This is a genomic window from Paenibacillus sp. FSL H7-0943 (assembly GCF_037963265.1).
GTDB lineage: Bacteria > Bacillota > Bacilli > Paenibacillales > Paenibacillaceae > Paenibacillus_AQ > Paenibacillus_AQ odorifer.
Genome location: NZ_CP150148.1, coordinates 5,436,722 through 5,458,266 on the forward strand (window position 1 = coordinate 5,436,722; position 21,545 = coordinate 5,458,266).

General features: G+C 41.9%; 16 protein-coding genes. 6 read left to right on the forward strand and 10 right to left on the reverse strand.

Translation table 11 applies throughout. From position 1 onward, the window contains the following. Nucleotides 1-649 precede the first annotated feature (649 nt). The 3 genes from NSQ55_RS23825 to NSQ55_RS23835 are packed head-to-tail and all read right to left on the reverse strand — an operon-like array spanning nt 650 to nt 4,937. Nucleotides 650-2,776, reverse strand: a complete 2,127-nt coding sequence (locus NSQ55_RS23825) for a CocE/NonD family hydrolase (RefSeq protein WP_339169425.1) — start codon at nt 2,774-2,776, stop codon at nt 650-652. Nucleotides 2,777-2,787: 11 nt separating this feature from the next. After that, a complete protein-coding gene (locus NSQ55_RS23830; RefSeq protein WP_076278864.1) occupies nt 2,788-3,948 on the reverse strand; it encodes a membrane dipeptidase in 1,161 nt (386 codons plus the stop codon). Between the two features lie 14 nt (nt 3,949-3,962). Then, a complete protein-coding gene (locus NSQ55_RS23835) occupies nt 3,963-4,937 on the reverse strand; it encodes an ornithine cyclodeaminase family protein (RefSeq protein WP_076185517.1) in 975 nt (324 codons plus the stop codon). A 182-nt stretch (nt 4,938-5,119) separates the two neighbouring features. Here NSQ55_RS23835 and NSQ55_RS23840 point away from each other — a divergent pair, with 182 nt between their 5' ends. The 3 genes from NSQ55_RS23840 (at nt 5,120) to NSQ55_RS23850 (ending at nt 8,848) form a co-directional block, all read left to right on the forward strand. Continuing rightward, on the forward strand, nt 5,120-6,055 hold the full coding sequence (locus NSQ55_RS23840) for an aldo/keto reductase (protein ID WP_339169428.1): 936 nt from the start codon (nt 5,120-5,122) through the stop codon (nt 6,053-6,055). Nucleotides 6,056-6,574: 519 nt separating this feature from the next. Further along, nucleotides 6,575-7,765, forward strand: a complete 1,191-nt coding sequence (fabV, locus tag NSQ55_RS23845) for an enoyl-ACP reductase FabV (protein ID WP_339169429.1) — start codon at nt 6,575-6,577, stop codon at nt 7,763-7,765. 162 nt (nt 7,766-7,927) lie between these two features. Beyond that, complete coding sequence (locus NSQ55_RS23850; protein ID WP_038573011.1) at nt 7,928-8,848, forward strand: aldo/keto reductase; 921 nt, start codon at nt 7,928-7,930, stop codon at nt 8,846-8,848. Between the two features lie 210 nt (nt 8,849-9,058). Here the strand turns inward: NSQ55_RS23850 and NSQ55_RS23855 are convergent, their stop codons facing one another. Continuing rightward, the gene (locus tag NSQ55_RS23855) at nt 9,059-9,841 is read right to left on the reverse strand and encodes a hypothetical protein (protein WP_076130409.1); all 783 of its coding nucleotides are present in this window, start codon (nt 9,839-9,841) and stop codon (nt 9,059-9,061) included. Then, nucleotides 9,838-10,779 carry an ABC transporter ATP-binding protein gene (locus NSQ55_RS23860; RefSeq protein ID WP_339169432.1) on the reverse strand — a complete coding sequence of 314 codons (942 nt, stop codon included), beginning with the start codon at nt 10,777-10,779 and terminating at the stop codon, nt 9,838-9,840. Before NSQ55_RS23860 ends, NSQ55_RS23855 begins: the two co-directional genes overlap by 4 nt. A gap of 156 nt (nt 10,780-10,935) precedes the next feature. Between NSQ55_RS23860 and NSQ55_RS23865 the strand changes: the two genes are divergently transcribed. The 3 genes from NSQ55_RS23865 to NSQ55_RS23875 all read left to right on the forward strand — a co-directional run bounded on the left by NSQ55_RS23865 (nt 10,936) and on the right by NSQ55_RS23875 (nt 14,145). Then, a complete protein-coding gene (locus tag NSQ55_RS23865) occupies nt 10,936-11,673 on the forward strand; it encodes a LytTR family DNA-binding domain-containing protein (RefSeq protein WP_076193193.1) in 738 nt (245 codons plus the stop codon). Further along, nucleotides 11,666-12,955 carry a GHKL domain-containing protein gene (locus NSQ55_RS23870; protein ID WP_339169435.1) on the forward strand — a complete coding sequence of 430 codons (1,290 nt, stop codon included), beginning with the start codon at nt 11,666-11,668 and terminating at the stop codon, nt 12,953-12,955. The genes NSQ55_RS23865 and NSQ55_RS23870 overlap by 8 nt, the downstream gene beginning before the upstream one ends. 560 nt (nt 12,956-13,515) lie before the next feature. Further along, entirely contained in the window at nt 13,516-14,145 is a 630-nt protein-coding gene (locus tag NSQ55_RS23875) for a glycoside hydrolase domain-containing protein (protein ID WP_076308783.1), read from the forward strand. Between the two features lie 364 nt (nt 14,146-14,509). Here NSQ55_RS23875 and NSQ55_RS23880 read toward each other — a convergent pair whose 3' ends face one another. The 5 genes from NSQ55_RS23880 to NSQ55_RS23900 form a co-directional block, all read right to left on the reverse strand. Then, entirely contained in the window at nt 14,510-16,327 is a 1,818-nt protein-coding gene (locus NSQ55_RS23880) for a M56 family metallopeptidase (RefSeq protein WP_076308782.1), read from the reverse strand. Nucleotides 16,328-16,329: 2 nt separating this feature from the next. Further along, a complete protein-coding gene (locus NSQ55_RS23885; protein WP_076308781.1) occupies nt 16,330-16,719 on the reverse strand; it encodes a BlaI/MecI/CopY family transcriptional regulator in 390 nt (129 codons plus the stop codon). A 344-nt stretch (nt 16,720-17,063) separates the two neighbouring features. Beyond that, entirely contained in the window at nt 17,064-18,071 is a 1,008-nt protein-coding gene (locus tag NSQ55_RS23890; protein WP_076185525.1) for an iron ABC transporter permease, read from the reverse strand. Further along, nucleotides 18,068-19,117, reverse strand: coding sequence for an iron ABC transporter permease (locus NSQ55_RS23895; RefSeq protein ID WP_080742574.1), 1,050 nt, complete (start codon nt 19,115-19,117; stop codon nt 18,068-18,070). Before NSQ55_RS23895 ends, NSQ55_RS23890 begins: the two co-directional genes overlap by 4 nt. Then, nucleotides 19,104-21,089: an AraC family transcriptional regulator gene (locus tag NSQ55_RS23900; protein WP_076308780.1), complete on the reverse strand. Its 1,986-nt coding sequence runs from the start codon at nt 21,087-21,089 to the stop codon at nt 19,104-19,106. The genes NSQ55_RS23895 and NSQ55_RS23900 overlap by 14 nt, the downstream gene beginning before the upstream one ends. Nucleotides 21,090-21,545: the final 456 nt, after the last annotated feature.

Genomic DNA, 21,545 nt, shown 5'->3' on the forward strand with positions numbered 1-21,545 from the left:
CTTGCAGTATAGTTCAAGATTTATGGTATAAGTCTGGAAGGGGGATTCTGGGGAGAGGTTTCACATACCGGTCTAAGGTGATACCTATTTCATGACGATCGACCATTTCTTGCACCAAAGCTTTTGCTTCGCCAATAGACTATTTAGTTCTTAGTGTGCTATGCCATTGGATTGGGCGTTTGCGTGCTGGGAGTATGTGTTCTGCGTTTGCGCGTTGTGCGGAGTGGATCTAAAACTAATTAGGGAAAAACTCCCTGAAAGTAGGAGAAATTTGCTCTAAATGAACGAAACCAGGGAATTCCTCCCTAATAAATAGGCTGTTTTCCTTATTTCCGGGGAATCAGACATAAAATTAGGGAGTTTTTCCTCAATTATATGCCTGACGACCAGAATCCTAAGAATTTCAGGGAGAAATTCCCTAATCGCTCTATAAGAGTTTTACTTTTCGCTTCAATTGAAGCATAAGCTCATTCTTCACTTTTTGTTTCACCTAGGCCTCACTCGGTGTTCACTCGGTGTTCACTCGGTGTTCACTCAGTACTCTCTCGGTACGTCACTTGAAGCATCATTTGTCATCAAATGCAGCTTCAGCTTCAAGTGTTAATTCCCTTTACCTTTGTTCAGCCCTTTCTTCGTATTAAAGTCACATTTAAGATTTAGGAACCACCGGCAGCTTCACATGGCTCGGATACTCACGATTATGGTAAACAGTCTGCAGCACAGTAATCGCTTCTGAATCTTCATACGGATTACTGCCTGTATTTGTATTAGGGAAAGCAACGAATTTACTGGACGAAGTAATCGAGAACCGAATTCGGTGCCCCACAGCAAATTTATGAGCAATATTCGGCATGAAAATATCATATTTCTCCACCTGCCCAGGAATCAGCAGCTCAGGCGCTTCCAATCCATGACGGTATTTAGCTCTGACAATATAATTGGATAACCGGATAGAGTCCCCTTGTTCATTCACGTCACTAAGCGTAACAACCCAATCCGTATCTTTGCCAGTGCTGGCAGCATAGATAACCGCAGACAATTCTCCGGCCACAGTCAGCTCATCCGTCAGAATATCACTAGTGTAGACAAGGATATCATTGCGCAGCTCGTATTTTCGCAAATTCTCAGGCTCTCGTTCACCGCTATCATTCATAGGATCATGAGGATTATAGATATAAGTATCTTCAGGAGAATGTTCCTCAGGCGCTGCAAGCAGTTGCCCATCCCCTTGTCCTGAATTCGCTCGCCCGCCGCTGGAAAGGTAGAAGGAAGAAGTTGTGGCTTCAGCAGGTGTCCAATCCGCGGACGTTCTCCACTGATTTTCACCAACAACATAATAAGAGGCTCTAGGCTCCTGATCTATTCCATTTGGAATGCCTTTGAGGAAGCGGTCGAACCAGCGCAGCACAGAAACATCGTAATCATAGACTACGGCATCATTGCCGAAGCTCACGCCTTCGTAGTCTCTAGCTCTGTTCGGCCCGTGCTCCCAAGCGCCCAGACGGATTTTTCGATTTGGCACATCATGTTCTGTTAGCATTCTCCATGTTTCCGATACGCCGGCGCTGTCGCCGTCATACCAGCCTGAGATAACATACATAGGCACCTGCACCTGATCACCGCGCTCGGTAAAAGTACAGTTTTTCCAGAAATCATCATACTCCGGATGCTGGCTCCACAGATCCCATGGACCTGATGTTTTGCCAATCATTTGCTGAGGGATCTCTTTAATCGGTCTTGCATCAACGGCTGCTTCCGGATTCACCGTAATGCCTCCAAAGATATCAAAATCCGTCCGAGTACCCACAGATTGAGCAAGAGTCCAAGAAAGCAATGGCCAAGAACAAAGGGTTCCCCCTTTGCGAACGGTATCAACAAATGGAGAGCCCACGTTCACTTCATCCACAACCGCCTTCAGATTCGGGTGCCCACTGGTGGCCGCCGCCACAACAACAAAACCTAGATAGGATGCGCCCCACATGCCGACGTTGCCATCCGACCATTCCTGAGCAATAATCCAATCAATCGTATCATAACCGTCATCCCGTTCATTATAAAAAGGAATCAGTTCGCCTTCCGAATCCGCCCGACCTCTAACATCCTGCGATACTACTGCATAACCTTTATTGGCCCATCTCATAAAAATCTCTTTTTTTCCGTTGCGGTCATAACATGTTCTTACGAGAATTGTCGGCAGCTTAGTTCCCGGCTTAATGCCCTCTGGTAAAAAAACATCTGTCGCCAACTTCACCCCATCGCGCATCGGAATCAGATCAGTACCCAAATCGTTCACACCATATTCTGCCTTGGATAGAAGAGGATCGTCGTAGACCACTAACGGAGTCAGCTTCTCATAACCTGCTTTAACCATAAGCTCAATACCATACCGATTCGGCGTTAAAAAAGCGATAATTTCCCCGTCCAAAGTCACAATGTCCAGAGCCGTCTCTTTGCGCAGCGCCCATACTTGTGAGGTCAGTTCGCGGCCTTCAATCTGCGCCTGATACTGGATATGCTTTTGATAGATATCGCCATTACTCAGCACTACCTCGTCTTCTGCCCATTCTGCATTAGCATAAGCATCCAAATGTTTATGGATTTTTTGAAGCGGGAGTACGGTCTTGAACTGTCCATCCAGCACATTGTCCTGCATTTGCGTTCTTCTACGCGGATCGACCTTAGCTAGCATGATCTGTTGCTCTGTAAAATGAATTTTGCCTGTATAAACACCAGAAAAGTAGACGTTAAATGTAGATGTGTGTAAGTAGGTTGTCATCTGTTTATCCCCTATCCGCAAATTTCTTCAAATACGCGCAGCCAGTTGCCGCCCATGATCTTAGCAATATCTGCATCCGCATAACCGCGGGCAACCAAACCTCTAGTAAAGTTAATAAAATAACTATATTTCTCAAGTCCAGCAACGGTTTCTGTAGAAGGTCCGTCTCCTTTGGCGAATCCAAGCTTGGGTGCGATATGTTCTTTAAAATAAACCAATGACCAGAGCACATCGCTCATCGGCCAATCCGTTCCAATTCCGACATGATCCACGCCTACAAGCCGGATTACATATTCGATATGATCCAGCACATGGTCAATAGTTGTATGTTTAGGATCTTCATGAACAAACCAAGGCATAGCAAAAATACCAATAACTCCACCCGTCTTGGCTATCGCGATAATCTCCTCATCACTTTTACAGCGCATATGCGGATAGATCGCCTCTACACCCGTATGTGAAGCAATCACCGGAGTTGTGGAATAAGCGCAGGCATCTAACGTAGTCTGTTTCCCGCAATGCCCCGTATCTACAATGATCCCCAGCTTGTTCAAGCGTGCAATGAATCTTTTCCCAAAATTAGTGACCCCGGCGTTCGATTGTTCTGCGCAGCCCGCCCCAATCTGGTTCTGATTGTTGTAGGTCAATTGTATAATTCTTAATCCGAAGTTATAAAGTACATCTAATTGATCGAGATTCGTGCCCAGACCATCCGTTTCTTGTGCTGTGATAATGCCCGCTTTATAACCATTACGCTTGGCAGCACGTATGTCTTCGGCAGTTAAGGCTTTGATTAACCAATCTGCAGAATCGAATTGCAGTTGCACCTCTGCCATGCTTGTAATGATGCTGTCTAAGGATTCCAAATGAAGTTCGCGGTTCCCTGCTGTAATTCCGGACTTGTACCACTCTTCCTTATACTCAGGGATCTCTCCGCTCGCAGATAGCTTTGTGATGATTTTTGCAGGCATACTGCTGTATACCATTGGCTCATCTTTATAAGGCTCACATAATTCTTTGATTCTGTCAGAGATAGAGTCTGGAATCGCGCTTGGAGATAAGGGACCTTGAAACAGCAAATCGATAATAATGTTCTGCTCATGCAAGCGTTTAGCCCGCTCCTCCTCTTGCTCCGTCAACTTGAAATCATACAGACCTTCATAAGTGCTCATCGTGTAGTCGCTCCTTAGAATGCAATTTCAGTGCCTTTATGTAATCTAACAGCTTCATTATATATAAAATTAGCTGCTGCTAAATCCTCTATGGCCAGCCCTAATCCTTTAAAAAGAGTAATGTCAGCTGCCGACCTTCTGCCCTCGATAGTGCCACTGATCAGCTCACCAATCTCCCCGACTATATGATCTGCTGTGATTTTGCCTTCGTTCAGCGGGATTAAATAATCCCCAGATTCATTCTGAGCGGATTCCAGCCGATCTACATATAACTTAGCTAATTGGACGGTCTCCGAATCCAGCTCACGATCATTGGGTCTACATGCGCCGACTGCATTGATATGTACACCCGGTTTCAGCCATTCTCCCTTGAGCACAGGTTCGGTGGATGCCGTCACGGTACAAATGATATCCGCTGCGCTGACTGCCGCTTGAACTGTCTCCGCAACAATGATCTGCACATCATATTTTTGGCTCATCTCCATTTGAAAATCCTGTGCCTTTGCGAGTGTCCTGCTCCATACTTTTACCTCACGGATGGGTCGAACCCGCAACATCGCTTCCAGATGACTTTTTGCTTGTTCCCCAGTTCCAAGAAGAGCAAGGATCTCAGCATCCTCTCTGGCCAGATATCGGGTTGCTGCTGCACTGACTGCCGCCGTACGAATGGCTGTAATCTTTTGTCCATCCACTATAGCCTTCAGAACACCCGTAGATGAATCGAATAGGGTAACAAGACCTTGATGAGAAGGCAGGCCTGAACCATGATTGCTGGGAAATACACTGATGATTTTAGCACCAGCTACCTCTTCATGCTGCAAATAACCCGGCATTAAGCCGAGCAGATTGCTCTTTTGTAAAGGAAGCACTTGTCTTAAGCTTTGTACCGCTTGTCCAGCGGAAAGAGCCTTCAAAACAGATTCCATAACGGAGATGCAAGATTCCATAGCTAACAGTTCGGCCACTTCATTTTGATTAATGACTAGCATAAGACGGACCTCCTTCTCCTCATCATGATTGCACGAACGCGAATATAAAATTTTCTTACTATCATAACTTATCCGGTTTAAATATTCATGTATAAAGCTGGAAGGCAAAATTTGTCCTGACCCGAGTTATTCTCTATACTTAATATAGTACGTATTATATTTTAAGGAGCTGACTATTGATTATGGCTAATAAAATAACTTTAGGAAAAACCAATCTGCAGGTTCTCCCGCTGGGTCTGGGTGCCAATGCTGTTGGCGGACATAATTTATTTCCGGGTTTAAATGATGAAACCGGCAGAAATATTGTGCGCAGCGCTCTGGATCATGGGATTAATTTTATTGATTCCGCCTTTATTTATGGACCAGGAAGATCCGAGGAACTGATTGGCGAAGTGCTGAAGGAAAGAGGCGACCGCGACAATGTGGTCATTGCTACTAAAGGCGCTCACGTGATTACCGGTGACAAGATTACACTCGACAACTCTCCAGCTTTTCTAAGACAGTCTGTAGAAGACAGCTTGAAACGCCTCCAGACCGATTATATTGATCTTTACTATATTCATTTCCCTGATGAAAGCACACCTAAGGACGAAGCTGTAGGTGAACTTAAGAAGCTGAAGGATGAAGGAAAGATTAGAGCCATCGGGGTGTCTAACTTCTCCATTGAACAGCTGAAACAAGCCAACAAAGACGGTCATGTGGATGTTCTTCAATCCCACTACAATCTGCTGCATCGTGATGCGGAACAAGATTTGCTGCCTTATACGCAGGAGCATGGCATTTCTTTCGTGCCCTATTTCCCACTTGCGTCGGGCCTGCTGGGCGGCAAATATAAGCAAGGCGATACATTCAGCGACATTAGAAAAAATGACCCGCTATTTCAAGGGGAGACCTTTGCCAAGAATCTGGAGAAGGTGGACAAGGTTCGTCAGATTGCCAATGCTAAAGGTGTCGAAGTCGCACATGTCGTACTTGCCTGGTATTTGACCGTACCTTCCATCGATGCGCTTATTCCGGGCGCCAAACGTCCTGAGCAGATCGTTTCCAACTTAGAGACGCTGAAGGTGCAGCTGACACCAGAAGAGATCAAAACTATAGATTCCATATTTAAGGCGTAATCTAGCCTCATTAGATTAAGGGGTTGTCCCATGGCCACGAAATGGCTGCTGGGGCAGCCCCTTTTCTGCTTGGGTTCATCGGATGATTCGGGTTAGATAGTTCGATTGCCACGATTCGTAAGATTCGTCATTCGTTCGTTTTATTTCCTTCGTACGTTCGGTCGACCTATCACAGCTCCCCGCACAATGCCCTATCGGACACAGTTGACCCGTAACGCAGCATTATTGCACATTTGGAATTCCAACGGACCTCATAGCCTCTATTGGCACAAAATACACCTAATATGAACCTTTTTCTAAGCAATAACGTCTCTGGGGTCCGAAACCCTGCTGAAAAGGCGATAAATTTGCATATAACGTCATCTGGGTCCGTAAGCGGCAGCGGATGGCAGTCGATCGTAGTGGAGAGCAGTCATTCTTCTCCAATATCCTAAATTCTTTGTATTAGTAAATATTGTTTGCTATACTTTCTCTGAAGTAACATTGGACTTTAATTTTTATAAAAAGGGGAATTCCTTGATGATTATTCAACCTAAAACTCGCGGATTTATATGTACAACAGCCCATCCAGAGGGATGCGCCAAACAAATACAACAACAAATTGAATATGTAAAAGCACAAAAGAAAATTGAGGGACCGGCTAATGTACTAGTCATTGGCGCTTCTACCGGATACGGACTAGCTTCCAGAATTTCAGCCGCTTTCGGTGCTGGCGCCAACACTATTGGTGTTTTCTTTGATAAAGCTGCTGAAGGTCAACGTACAGCTTCTGCTGGCTGGTACAACTCCGCAGCTTTTGAACAACAAGCAGCGCAGCTTGGACTTAAATCTCACAGCATAGTTGGCGATGCCTTCTCCGATGCTATCAAAGAGAAGACCATTGAATTGATTAAAGCTGAATATGGCACAGTTGATTTAGTTGTCTATAGTGTCGCTTCACCACGCCGCACTCATCCGGTAACAGGAGAAACCTTCTCCTCCGTCATTAAACCGGTGGGAACCGCTTATTCGAACAAAACCTTGAACTTCCACACAGGTGAAGTTTCCATGACCACTATTGAGCCTGCTTCAGAAGAGGAAGTACGTCAGACCATCGCAGTTATGGGCGGCGAAGACTGGAGAATGTGGATCGATCAGCTTCAAGCAGCTGGCGTGCTTGCCGATGGAGCTACAACCGTTGCTTACTCCTACATCGGGCCTGAAATCACTCACCCTATCTATCGCGACGGAACGATTGGTCAAGCCAAACATGATCTGGAACAAACAGCGGTCCAACTGAATGATCGCCTGTCCACTCAAGGTGGACGTGCTTTTGTTTCCGTGAACAAAGCTCTGGTAACCCAATCCAGCTCCGCGATTCCTGTAGTCCCTCTTTATATTTCTGCATTGTATGAAGTAATGAAGGAAAAAGGGCTGCACGAGAACTGTATTGAACAAATGTACCGTTTATTCTCTGAGCATCTTTACAGTGGGGGCGAAGCTACTGCTGACGGAGGCTGCTTGATCCGAATTGATGACTGGGAAATGCGTGAGGATGTTCAGACTGAGGTTATGAAACGTTGGGACGAGCTGACAACCGACAATGCAGGTGAGCTTGCTGATCTTGAAGGCTACCGCCAAGATTTCTTTAACCTGTTTGGTTTTAGAACAGAGGGTGTAGACTACGAAGCTGACATTGATCCTAATGTCGACATTCCAAATATGTATTAATAACTGATTTATAGACAAATGAGGTTATCTCTGAAGTAGTGAATTCTACTGATGAGATAACCTCTTTCTCTTTTAGATAGACATTGGCTTACCTCCCCTCTTTATGATATGGTTTGATTGAATACTGCATGTTCTACTAACATTCGAAGGAGTGAGTCACTTTTGGTTAAAAAAATTAGTGTAGCAAACGGCGCACTTGAGGTGTCACAAATTTCGCTTGGCTGTATGCGGATTGCTGATTTATCTGCAAAAGAAGCAGATACACATGTACATAGTGCCCTCGAGCTCGGAATAGACTTTTTTGACCACGCCGACATCTACGCAGCTGGCAAAGCCGAGGAAGTATTCGCAGGTGTACTGGAGAACAATCCGGGTATGCGTGATAAAATGATGATCCAAACCAAATGCGGAATCCGCAACGGTTTTTTTGATTTCTCCAAGGAACATATCCTGCAATCCGTGGAAGGCAGCCTTAAGCGCTTGAAAACAGACTATATCGACGTCCTACTGCTTCACCGTCCTGATACGCTATTCGAGCCAGAAGAAGTCGCTGAGGCTTTTGATATTCTGGAAAGCAAAGGTATGGTCAAACACTTTGGTGTCAGCAATCAGAACCCGTTGCAAATCGAGCTGCTTAAGAAAAATGTAAAGCAACCGCTGCTGTTCAACCAGCTGCAATTGAGCATTATGGTCACTGGCATGATTGATACAGGTTTCAATGTGAATATGACTAACTCCGGTTCAGTTGTTCATGATGGCGGGATTTTGGAGTACAGTCGCCTGCATGACATGACCATTCAGCCTTGGTCGCCTTTCCAATATGGCTTCTTTGAAGGCGTATTCTTAGATAACGATAAGTTCCCTGAATTGAACGAGGTCATTAACCGCTTAGCAGCTGAAAAAGACGTAACCAATACAGCGATTGCCATCGCATGGATTCTCAGACATCCGGCAAATATGCAGCCTGTCGTTGGCACAACTAATACGCAGCGCTTGCGTGATATTGCCAAAGCTTCCGATATTACTCTCACTCGGCAAGAATGGTATGAAATCTACCGTGCTGCCGGCAATGTCCTTCCATAAACACCTAAAGCCACGAGGTACGTTATTAACGTACGCCGTGGCTTTTTTACAAGAGAGCGATTCAATCCTCACGTTCTAGTAAAACTAGATAGACAGCGTCAAGATATTCGTATACTCACAAAAAGAACACAAAAAATAATAACTACTACCGAAATACTTAAGATCATAGTGGTTCTTTTGTTATCCTTTTTCATAATCCATCCTTCCTTTCTATAGATGCACATCTCTCTTTTCAAAAGAAATTAAAGCAACGCTCAAGCAAACTCCTATGATTACAACAGGGATTAGGATCATACGAACACCCTCGTTTAGGGTATATATTTCATGTGAATTTACAGCAGAGAATTTAAAAATTTGCGTCGTTAGCGTATTTTCAGAAATCACTCTCAGATATACATACGAAGAGTCTTTCAGATAACCACTGAGCAGAAAATCGCCAAATACAAAAACAAACGTGGCAATAACAGCGGTAGCCGATTTTTTCATCAATACTCCTAACAACAGCACGACAGCGGAATAAGCTGCGAGATACAAAATATTGAATCCAATAGCCCCCATAGCAACGATAAACTTCCCCTCTAAGCTTTCATTTCCGATATGGGAACCCGTAACAAGCGCTGCCAGCATATACAATACATAAAAAAGACCAAAAAATTGAATTACCCACCATAATACCACTTTTAATTCGGTCAGATATTTTCCCAGTAAATATAATGACCTGCTCTGACCCGAAGCGATAATGGTTTGAACCGACCCATACTCAAATCCCTCGGTAGCAAAAAAACAAACGTAAATCGGGATGATAAAATACAGAAAAAAAGATAACTGAATGCTAGTGATTAAAGGCTCTAAAGGACCATCTATATCAAATCCTACTTGTACCCCCATCCAAACCAGTAATAAGGCACTTCCAAACAGCAAAAGAAGACTTATCCCCTTGAACATGGGATCCTTGGTTACATAATAAGCTTCAGCCTTAAGAAAATTCCTCATTCGTTACCTCCAGCAATTAGATCCATATAATAGTTCTCAAGATTTGGAGCCGACAGGTTAATCCCTTCAATATGGATGCCCCGCTTTAGAAAAAAAGACATCAGCTCTTCTAGATTTGTACTCTCTTTAGGAATTTGAATTTCTCCAGCTTCGCTGATCGTAATGGTTTCTAGTTGGAGTTCACTTTTTAAAATCTGAAGTGTCGCTGCGGGATCAGCCGTTCGAATACAGATTTTTGTTTCCGCCGTATGTAAGAGTTCCTCCGCAGAAGCTTCTTTGATTAACCTTCCTTTATGAATAAAACCGTATTGGGTCGCAAGTAGCTGCAACTCACTTAAAATATGACTGGAGATTAATATAGTCACTCCTTGTTCTTTGGATAGCTTCTCCAGGATCTTTCGCACTTCAACAATGCCTGACGGATCAAGACCATTAATAGGCTCGTCCAATACCAGAAATTTGGGATCGTTAAGTAGAGCAATAGCCAGACCTAAACGTTGTTTCATCCCAAGGGAGTATTCTGAGGTTAGCTTAGAACCGGCATCTGCCAGAGAAACTGCCTGCAATACTTCCGCAATTCTGCTCTTATCCTTAATCCCAAACGCACGGCAATAAAACGTAAGATTTTGCTTCGCATTTAGATTAGGATAAAGCGCTGGCCTTTCAATTAGAAATCCAACCTTTCGCCTCGCCTCGTGAACAGCTTTTGTGTCCTTTTTTTCAAAAAGAGAGATTTCGCCATGTGTCGGATGTACCAATCCGCCTATTATTTTCATTAATGTAGTTTTACCTGCCCCATTTTCGCCAACAAACCCATAAATATCTCCTACCCCAATCGTCATATAGACATCCTGAAGCGCAAAAGACTCTCCGTATTGTTTGCTTAAACCTTTGGCCTCAAAGATCGTTTGAGTCAAATCAAACACTCCTCTTTTCACTTTTCCACATCCTAACATGTTGCCATGAACTCTACATTCAAACTGTAACAATCAAGTTAGTTAATGTAATTATTAAGAAGGATTTGTATAATGTGACTTATATGGTCGACAAATTCCCGGATATTTTGGACAATTCTTGGCGAAAGGAATGATAAAGTGATACGTATTGCTGTCTGTGATGATGACTTTCCCACTACTGAATTAATAGAGAGACTTATTCTGGAGACTCAAAGGAATTTCACAAGGAAAATAGAGGTGTCGATCTTTTATTCCGGAGAAAGCTTCACTAAGGCCATTCAAGAGGCCTGCGCGTTTGATATTATTTTTATGGACATTGAAATGGCGGATATGGATGGAATAAAAGCTGGGTATGTACTGCGGGGAAATGATGAAAATGATCTAGTGCAGCTTATCTATGTCTCTAGTCATGATGAATATCATCTGCAACTCTTCGATGTTCAGCCCTCGGGATTTATCAAGAAACCTATCGATTCAGAGATATTTAAGCAAAAACTGATTTCTACGATTGAAAAAGTAATTCGCAAGCTGCAGCAAGGCAAAAAAAACTTCTTATCACTACAGCAAAAAGGAAAAGAAATTCTAATCCCCTATCGAAATATCATCTATCTGGAAAGCAACCGGCGGAGAATTATTCTTTATTCCTGCAACGATCAACTCGACTACTACAGTACACTAAACGAGGAAGAGCAGAAGCTTCCTGTGAGCGATTTTGTCCGAATCCATCAATCCTACATCGTTAACTTTTACTTTATTAAAGAAATCAGTAACCAGGGAGTAATTCTCCTAAATGGTGAAGCCTTACCCATTAGTGCAAAATATAGTGCCGATTTTAAGAAAAAATATCTGAAATTCAGGGGGAGTCTTGTTGGATAATATCTTTCTGGAGGAGTTATTCTATCTAGTAACGCTTCCACTTTTACCTATCATCATTCATTACTTCTACAGCCATTGTTTCGTTAGCCGACTTACCACCAAAGTCAATCTTGTTATCTTGTACTCTCTATATTTCCTCTGTATTGTCTTTCTGCACTATAGCTCACTGCCAGGCTCAATCCTACTCACACTCAATATTGGCCTGATTGCTCTCTTATCTTTTTTTTACAATGGAAATATCAAATGGCGGATCGTTGCCGCTCTTTTTCTGGTTGCGCTTATTACGCTTAGTGAGTTATCACTGCCCCTATTTTACTCGACAAAGGGATATATTCTGAACCAGTTTCTTTCCAAGCTGCTGATGTTTATATTAGCTTTTGTATCCGTGCGCGTAGCTAAAGCCTTCGGAAATGGCGGGTTATCTAAATGGTATTGGGTTCTATTATTTATTTGCCCTTCTATAAGCACACTAGGGATCTACAGCTTCGCATCCAGCCTTTATATGCAGTCCTTCCCTACCCTTGTTCCAATCCTGTCCACAGGACTACTCATCATAAATTTATTGATATTTATCTTATGTGACCGTATGTTAGTTATCCAATCTGCGCAGAACCAAAGTTATTTACTTGAGCAACAAAATGCTTACTATGTAAATCAATATCTTTTGACAAAAGAAATACAGGAAGAATCTTTTAAGTTCCAGCATGATATTAAAAATATTCTCATAGGTTTACGCGCAAAGGTACAATCCGGTGAAGCTGCCAATCTGAATGAGTTGGACAACTTACTGGGGCAAATAGACAACCCAATAGGCGTTAGCAATAGCGGGAATACGATTATTGATTCCATTATCAACTACAAGCAGCAGGTCGCTGAAAAGCATCAGATCCCCTTCAAGTTAGACTTGAACATCCCTGCACAACTGACGCTCGACACCACAGTTATCAGTGTGATTTTAGGAAATGCACTGGACAATGCCATTGAAGCTTGTTGCGATAAAAGAAATGAAGAGTGCTATATAACCATACATATGCATTATCTTAATGAAAGCTTGTTCATCCGGATTCAGAATCCTTATGTGAATGAAATTCATACGAATCGTTTTGGCGACATCTGCTCCACAAAAACTAATAAATCCGGTCATGGTATAGGCTTAAAAAGTATCCAGAAGGTCGTAGAGGATAGTAATGGCTTAGTAGATATTTCATATAACAATAATCTATTTCAAGTCGAAATTGTTCTTTTTATGGTCCCCTGTAAAAAAAGGAACAGCCTATCGTAAGTACAATAGGGTGTTCTTTTTTAGTTAACAGTAAGATAAATCGAACCTCCACAGTTTTCCTCTCGATTTTGAGTAAACATATTATTGTGAGGATACCGAAATATAAGTCTAAGAATAGAAATCTAAAAAGCCAAAAAAAATTCTTGTACAATGAAGCTTTTTCGCGGCTTTTTCCGCATTCACAAAAAGTCATAAGGATACAAAACTCCCACAGTTGGACATTAGAAAGAGAACGAAATGCACTACGAGAAAACCAACTCTCCCCTAACAAACTTAAGCGAAATTTAATAAAAATCTCAATAAAAATGCAGATCTGTTCTTCTTTTTCTAGATTAGATTTATAAATATGCTAGTTACTCCTCAAACAATGAATCTAGCACGGTTGAACCTCATATCCAACTAAAGTCAATTGCCTCTTTTATATCTACTAAATTATTCCCCCAAGAACTTGTGAACTATTTCTCATATACTATTTTAGGTTGGCGCCAATCTTTCTCATAGAGGTCTTATGAATGCAGTTTAAAGAAATCTATCTAATAATTTGAAAGAAGGAAACCACATTGGCACTGGGTTGTGATACTGCAACAAACGTTACTTCAGCAAGATTGATGACACTTCAAAATAATAACTTTACATTTGTTGGACGATACCTGAACCGTGTAGAAGGTTCTCATGACGGGCTTACAGATGCTGAGATTACACGAATTTCTAATGCTGGGCTGTTCATAGTATCCCTTTATGAAAACAAAGGTGGAACAACTGTCAGTTACTTTACGAATGCACAGGGTGTTAGTGATGCGAAAGATGCTGTAGAATTGGCAAATGACTTCGGACAAACGAATGCCACTCCGATTTATTTCGCCGTGGATCGCGATATGACCACTACTCAAATTACTGGAAATGTTGTGCCTTATTTCCAAGGGATAATGTCAGTTCTAAACAGCAGCACTCAAAATCCTAACGGTTATAAAGTGGGAATCTACGGTTCAAGAGCTGTTTGTGCCTACATCCGCGGCTCCTTCTCAGCTACGACACGTTATACTTTTATCGTCGATAATAGCTGGGCAGGGACTTTCAATGATTGGAACTTACGTCAATATAATTTTAACACCACGCTTGGCTCAGGCAACGGTCAGATTAAGATTGATTACGTAGAGTCATCTTCTCATGGAGGAGGGGGTTGGAAATAGTAACCTATTTTATTCAAATTGAGAAACAAATAGAAGGGATCCTTTAGCCTCCGAATTTTCTCACTGCTGCATGTACCGCTAGATACCTTATAATATCCTATAAGAAGTTGCATCTGTAACACAACATATTAATTCATTGGATTCATGTTATTTTTTAATCAATGAACGTTGCAAAATTGGATCCCTTACAATTCGCTAATACTCTTTTCGAATATTTCTCTCATAGGCTTCTATCCTTAGGCATACTTTAGGATAGAAGCCTTTTTGACTTTAGTTCGGGAATTAGTATTCATCGTATCTATTTTTCCATTATCTGAGATCCCATTGGACAATCAAAAAGCGGCCATTCCAATGGCCGCTTTTTTTAAGGATTTAGAAGCTTATCATAAGCTTCATCATAAACCCAAGTGATTCCTTCATCTTTACTGGTAAGATATATAGTTCCTGCCACACCGGTATCTTGATCAATTAACGAGATAGGGAACAGTCCTTCCTTTCTATTAAAGATAGGAGAAAGGGGATTTTTTTTATATTTATCAAACTTTTCTGGAAGCGATACAGCAAGCCTTTCCCAAGTTTGCCCCTGATCTTTGGTCCAATAAATTACAGGACCCTCATCCATATAATATCTGTACCCTAAAAACCCGATATCCGAACTAGAAAACCCCACGCCGGTCAAATGTTCCGAATAAATATCATTTGGATTGCCTATCTCTTTCCACGTCTTACCTCCGTCAGAGGTTTGATATACGTAATTCAGCGCACTCCCAACTCCTTGTGAAGCACCACTGACCAGCCAACCATCATTTTTATTCGTGAAACCGATAAATTTTGTTTCATATCCCATTGCTCCAGGAATAGGATAGTCATTCCATGTCTGTCCCTTATCATTACTGATTAAAACATGCAGCGGCAATGATTTTCCATCTGCAAAACCATAAACAATAGCTGTTTTATCCTCGGATATAAAATAACCGGTGTTCTCTTGCCCCATTCCCAGAACCCCTCCGGTCGTATCCAATTTTAATGGCACATTTGCTTTAACATCTCCATTCCGATATGAAACAGAAACGTTCCCCTCTGCATCTATGGAGTACGAATTGCCAGCATCATTAACAACAACTTGCTCCCCATCAAAGCCAATGGAATAGATCGTGCCGGGTTTGATGAATTCGCTGCCTTTTATATTAGTGCATGCCGCCAACACGCTGATTACCCCGATCAAAAGCAGGACGGTATAAAATAGAGTGATGCCGTTTCGTTTTTTCTTCGTATTAAGAATAGATATAAATCGCTCTTTCATAGAAATTCCCCCTCCTGAAAAGTTAGTTGATAAAGCCAAAAAGCGGGGATCCGAATTCTGCATGACAGATAAGATAGCCTCACAATATTTTTTACGGTAAGATAAGCTTCGTGTACCCACTACCGTCTCATCACAGTAAATTTCAATTTCACGTCCTGCTTGGCGTACCATGAACCACACGAAAGGATTAAACCAATGAATTGCATGTACAATTAAGAGGAGTATCTTGTATATAATGTCATGTCTCTTATAATGAACTAACTCATGCTTGAAGATAAATTCAAGCTCTTCATCGTTATATTGATCATGCGGCAAGAAGAGAATCGGCTTGTAAAAACCAACTAACATTGGATTTGGAACCTTTTCACTAATTAAAACGGTGATGGATAATTTCATTTTCATTTCTTTATAAACTTGGTTTATTTTCAATACCATCTGGTCACTTAAAAGAGAATTACTCCAACGAAGAGACTGTTTTCTGAAAAAGTAGTAACTGGTAAAATGATAAAGCAAAAAAAGTACGAACCCGGAAAACCAGAGCCAAGTTAAGATGTCCATAAGAGATGGTATATGATTTAACGATGCGGCCTGCTGAACAGGATGAGAAATCCCTGACATATCAATTTGTATGCTGTTGGAAGGAATGTCTTGAAACACTGTACTTATCTTTGAGCTATCAGGAAGCGGAATCCGTACGACATTATTGGCAAACGAAATGTTAAACGGAAGTAGCAAGCGTATAGTCAAAATCATCCATATCCAATATTTCCATTTTGCCGAATAGTTTTTGCTTAACCATGGAGACAAGAACATTAAAACGAAAATCATTAGACTTGTCGTTACTGAAATTATTAAAAAATCCGAAAAAAGGCTGGTCATTATCAGGATTCCTCTCTTTCTACCCGGTCAAGCATTTCACGCAGTTCTGCAAGATCATTTCTATCGATAGCCTTGCCATTGTACAGCGACATCACCATATCTTGAATAGAATTACCGAATAGTTTTTCAAGAGTAGATTTTCCTTCACATTCCTTATAATCCGTTTCTGAGATGGCTGCACGATAACTATTGCTCCGTCCCTCCTTTTCACAATACAGAAATCCCTTATCAACGAGTCGCGAAAGCACCGTCATTAAAGTAGCCAAAGCCCAATTTCGTTTATTACGTAATTGATCCGATATGTAGGAAGAACTCACTGGATTCCCAGTTTTCCAAATGACAAGCATAATTTCTAACTCTGCATCAGGTAGCTTCTTAATTTCATTAATCATGAATCAACCTCCATATTATACAGTTGTATAACTGCTTTTATTATACAACTGTATAAATAAAATGCAAGTGATCTTTTCTTTTGTTTCTATAAATTAGAGACGTTGAAAAGTAGGAAAAGGTTTGCACCTTATAGTATCAATGCTAAATCATCGAATGCGAAGCTAACGGTATATACTAGAACTTTGGAAATAGGGTAATTCAGAAGTAGTAGTAGAGGAAAATCTAATGCTCCTATTAGAAATTCAATAAGCTCTGAAAATGAAAAAGGTCTATAAAATCGCTTATTAAGCAATTTTATAGACCTTTTTAGTATACCGGTGAGAGGAATGGAACCTATCGATATTTATTTTGAACGCATCAATAGATATAGGAAGTAAGGCACACTCAGCATTGTTACAATAATTCCTGCGGGAATATCTGACTTAAAGCTGACCGTTCGAGCAATCGTATCCGCTACAAGCAGCAATAGCGCACCAATAAGCGCTGAAGTAGGTAGAAGCACTTTGTAGTCGTGACCTACCAGCTTGCGAGCCACATGCGGACTAATCAATCCAATAAAGAAGATCGAGCCCCCGAGCGCTACACAGCCAGAAGCTATGCCTACAGCCGCAATTGCCAAGCGCAAAAATTTCTTCTTTACAGCGACTCCTAATCCTATCGAAATTTCGTTGCCTAGCACCAAGACGTTCAATGTCCTGAAATTAGAAAGAATATAAACGAATAGCAGCAATACCCAAGGTGCCAACAAGCTGATATAAGACCACTTGTCCCCCCATAAATATCCTGCTTGCCAACGCTGCGCAAACTCATACTTCTGGTCATCAAGCTTTAAAGTCAGGAATAGCGACAGCGCACTAAACCCCATATTGATCGCAACACCAGTCAAGACAAGTCGTGTAGAAGAAATCATACGACGTTTTCTATAGGCTAGAACATAGATCAGAGCTGCTGCCAGCAGACCACCTAAGAATGCCATAGACGGCAGTAATAATGTTATAGCGGCGCCTTGAATGCTTACCGTTGAGATAATCAGCAACACCATAAGACCTGAACCTGAGCTAATACCAAGCATGCCGGGATCAGCCAGATCATTGCGCAGCAAAGCCTGCATAACTGCACCTGCCAGTGCCATCCCAAATCCAACAAGTATCGCTAATACGATCCGAGGAAGACGAAACTTATAAACAACGAGATTATGCTCCTCTGGACCTTGTCCAAGCAATACTTGAAATACTTCAAGTGGATTGAGGGACACCTTTCCCATATTAAGACTAAGAATAGCTCCTGCAATAAGCAGTATTAAAAGAGATAGAATCCATATTGTAGCCTTATGCGATTTAACAACATTCATTTGAAGGCTCTCCTCTCTTTGCTCGCAATTAGCAAGAAGAAAGGAACACCAATCATTGCAAAAATAATGCCCAGTGCTGTCTCTGCCGGACGATTAATCAGCCTTCCTGCGATATCCGCTACAACCATAAGTGCGCCGCCGTAAATGGCTGATGCCGGAATAATATAACGATAATCTACACCTACAAAAAAACGCATAATATGCGGAATAATCAACCCTACAAAGCCGATTGGCCCTACAAGTGCAACAGCTACACCCGCTAGTAAAAGGACCGCAAGCGTAGCTATCATCTTAACGAGAACGATCCGTTGCCCGAAGCCTTTCGCAATCTCTTCCCCCAAGTTTAAAACAGTGATAGAGCGTGCAATGAATAGTGACAAAGCCAGTCCACCTAAGAACCAAGGTATAACTAGCCTAATTTCCACCCATGTTGCTCCAGCCACACTACCCGAAGTCCAATAAGCAAGGGCACGACCAATTCCATAGTTTAATGAGATAAATGACCCCACAGCTCCAAATAGCATTGTAATTGATATTCCAGCTAGCACCAGTCGTTGAGGTGTCATTCCTGAACGATTCAATGAAGCGGCAAGATACGTTAATCCTGCTCCAAGTCCTGCGCCAATAAAGCTAACCAGCAAGGTTGTTGTCTGCAGTTGCCCTGGAAGAAAAACCAGTGTAACGGCCATTGCAAGAGCTGCTCCTGCATTTACTCCCATTAATCCGGAATCTGCTAAGGGATTTCGCGTATAGCCCTGCATAACCGCTCCTGCTACCGCGAGACACATACCTGCAATAATATCAGCTGCTGTACGCGGAATTCGAAGGGCATGAATAATCTGATGCTCGGTCAGTTCAGGATCAAAATTAAAAATCGCTGTCCATGCCATTTTCAGGCTCATGGAAGCAGAGCCAAATGAGATAGAAGCTGCTACTGAAAGTAGCAGCAGCAGTATCCCTAGGAGTAGAAACAGACCGAAATACGATTTCCCTCTTAAATCAGGGATAACGGTTGTTCTATCATCTAGCTTTCTATTTTTTTTCATACGCTGACACTAGCTTCTCAACTACAAAATCTAGCTGCTTATCAAGAGAGTAGATATCGGAATAATATGAAAAATCAAACCCGATTTCGATCAATCTACCTTCTTTGATTGCTGGAATGCTGTTCCAAATTGGATTGTCTGACAAATCATCAGCCCCATCCCATACAGAGCGGAACACGAAGTCTCCTATATACTCAGGTAACACCTCTAAGGAAACAAACCCTCCAGTAGCCTTCTCTCTGCCATCAATCTTTTTCTGAAGAATCTCTGGTGCTTTTAGCCCTAAATATTCATAAATGATCTGAGAGCCCCTTCCATAAAGCTTGCTATCGATCACCGCCATCTCTTTTTTGCCGCCTTCGATAATGGTTACTGTCTTATCCAAAATTCCAAGTTCATCAAGCTGCTGCTTGCTCTTCTCCAACTTCTCGTGGAAATTATCTAATAGAGCTTGTGCCTCCTGCTCCTTGCCAAATACCTCGCCAATCTTCATTACACGTTCATCCGTCGCCATTTTTTCATAAGGAATTGGAACGGTCGGTGCAATATCCTTAAGGATTTCGTAAGTTTCTTCAGAAGCAGCTATGATCAAGTCCGGCTTTACTGCCATAATAGCCTCTGGATTAGGCTCATACCATGAACCTAGATCTTCAATCCCCCCAAGCTCTTCTGCAAAGGCCGCTCCTTCAAAGACACTCGAAGTCCCTACTGGCTTAATGCCGAGGGCCACAAGATCCCCTTGAAGGTATAACACGACAACCCTCTTTGGATTAGCTGGAACAACAATATCTCCCTTTATTGTAGAGATAGTTCTTGTCTGAGTCTCCTTATTGGCATTGTCAGCTGCAGTTGAATTATTTGCTGGTGATGATGTAACTTCAGAAGCTTTGGATCCATTAGAATTTGTGACATTAGAACCAACACTTGCAGATCCACATGCACTTAATAGCAAGGTAAAGCTAAGCAGCATCGCTACAATAAAACTTGACGTCTTTGTTAATCTCATAGGTGAAGACCCTCCGGTTATTTCATTATGGTAATAGTAATGATAATGATTATCATACTCAATAACATTATATCGGGAGGATATGTGCTCGCCAATGGAGAATTTGGCGGTGGTAAATGGACGATTGTCCGATGAGCTCACCTGCCTGCTTTCCTTGCGGAACCGGATGGGAGATTGACCATTGTATTTACTGAACATGCGACTGAAGTAATATACATCGTTATATCCAACTTCTTCTGCAATATCGCGAAGTGGAGCATCGGTACATCGTAATAGCTCTTCTGCATGTTTAAGCCGGAATCGTATCAAATATTCAATCAAGCTAAACCCTGTCTCCCCTTTAAAGCGGGTTGATAAATGACGAGGGCTATAATTAAATTGCTCCGCTATAGATTCTAGTGATAAATTATGACGATAATGCTCCTCAATATAACGGACAACCTGCCCAATGACATCCGGTTGCCTGAGGTTAATTCCATCCTTTGTAAACTGCTTTAATAATTCATGTATAAACTGATAGAACAAGCCTTTAACTTGAATTCTTTCCAATTGGCTTCCTTGTGCCCAAAGTTGTTCCATTGCCATTAGTTGATAGTGCAGTGGTAATGGCTCCAAAGACTCGAAGCTATACTGCATCCGAAATGGATTGCTGCGTTCCAAAAGTCTTGCTAAATCCTTTCTTCCTGGCAAGGAGGCTCTATAGAATAATAAATAGTATTCAAACAACTTCCCTGTCTCTATACTTAGTCTCATGCCCTTGCCACCATGCACAATAAAGTGACGGTCTGCGTCGTAATCTATGCCGTTGAGATTCAAGCTGGCCGTACCCCGCACACAGTAGATAAATCCGCATGCTGGTAATACATAGCCTTGCAGCTTGTCCCCAGGCTCCATCACAGCATGTCGAATATCAAGTACTTTAACAGCGGCATAATTCCATGCGAAAATATGATCTTCCAGCCTCATCTTTGCAATACACTCCGATCTGCTCCACAATCTATTTGAATTAATTATATTTCACAATAAATGATAATGATTATCAATTAGTATTAGGTAGTTCCTCTATTTTGTCAATCGCTGTTTAGTATCATGATTGCTTATAGCTTTCGAAATGGAGCTTCCTCAGGAATGCCTCTATCTCATTCACATATCCGCTTACATTAATCTTCCTCAGTACAACTAAGTACAATTTCTTATTCACACTTGAAGGATGTATCAAAAGTTTTCCGGCACAGGCATGAACGGAATTGTAAAAAAACAAACAAAAAAGTTCATCAGATATAGTATCTAATGAACTTTGAGTTGATTTAGTTGGTACCGGTGAGAGGACTCGAACCTCCACGGTTTCCCTCTCGATTTTGAGTCGCTCATGCTATCGGGAAGATAGCAGAAACTAAGTCAAAGAAAAGGAATCTAAAGCCC

Excerpts from the sequence above, each read along its gene's own strand:
- NSQ55_RS23835 (WP_076185517.1), bottom strand. The coding sequence starts at position 4,937 with ATGCTAGTCATTAATCAAAATGAAGTGGCCGAACTGTTAGCTATGGAA.
- NSQ55_RS23895 (WP_080742574.1), bottom strand. The coding sequence starts at position 19,117 with ATGAAAAAAAATAGAAAGCTAGATGATAGAACAACCGTTATCCCTGAT.
- NSQ55_RS23890 (WP_076185525.1), bottom strand. The coding sequence starts at position 18,071 with ATGAATGTTGTTAAATCGCATAAGGCTACAATATGGATTCTATCTCTT.
- NSQ55_RS23825 (WP_339169425.1), bottom strand. The coding sequence starts at position 2,776 with ATGACAACCTACTTACACACATCTACATTTAACGTCTACTTTTCTGGT.
- NSQ55_RS23900 (WP_076308780.1), bottom strand. The coding sequence starts at position 21,089 with ATGAGGCTGGAAGATCATATTTTCGCATGGAATTATGCCGCTGTTAAA.
- NSQ55_RS23840 (WP_339169428.1), top strand. The coding sequence starts at position 5,120 with ATGGCTAATAAAATAACTTTAGGAAAAACCAATCTGCAGGTTCTCCCG.
- fabV (WP_339169429.1), top strand. The coding sequence starts at position 6,575 with ATGATTATTCAACCTAAAACTCGCGGATTTATATGTACAACAGCCCAT.
- NSQ55_RS23885 (WP_076308781.1), bottom strand. The coding sequence starts at position 16,719 with ATGATTAATGAAATTAAGAAGCTACCTGATGCAGAGTTAGAAATTATG.
- NSQ55_RS23855 (WP_076130409.1), bottom strand. The coding sequence starts at position 9,841 with ATGAGGAATTTTCTTAAGGCTGAAGCTTATTATGTAACCAAGGATCCC.
- NSQ55_RS23880 (WP_076308782.1), bottom strand. The coding sequence starts at position 16,327 with ATGACCAGCCTTTTTTCGGATTTTTTAATAATTTCAGTAACGACAAGT.
- NSQ55_RS23830 (WP_076278864.1), bottom strand. The coding sequence starts at position 3,948 with ATGAGCACTTATGAAGGTCTGTATGATTTCAAGTTGACGGAGCAAGAG.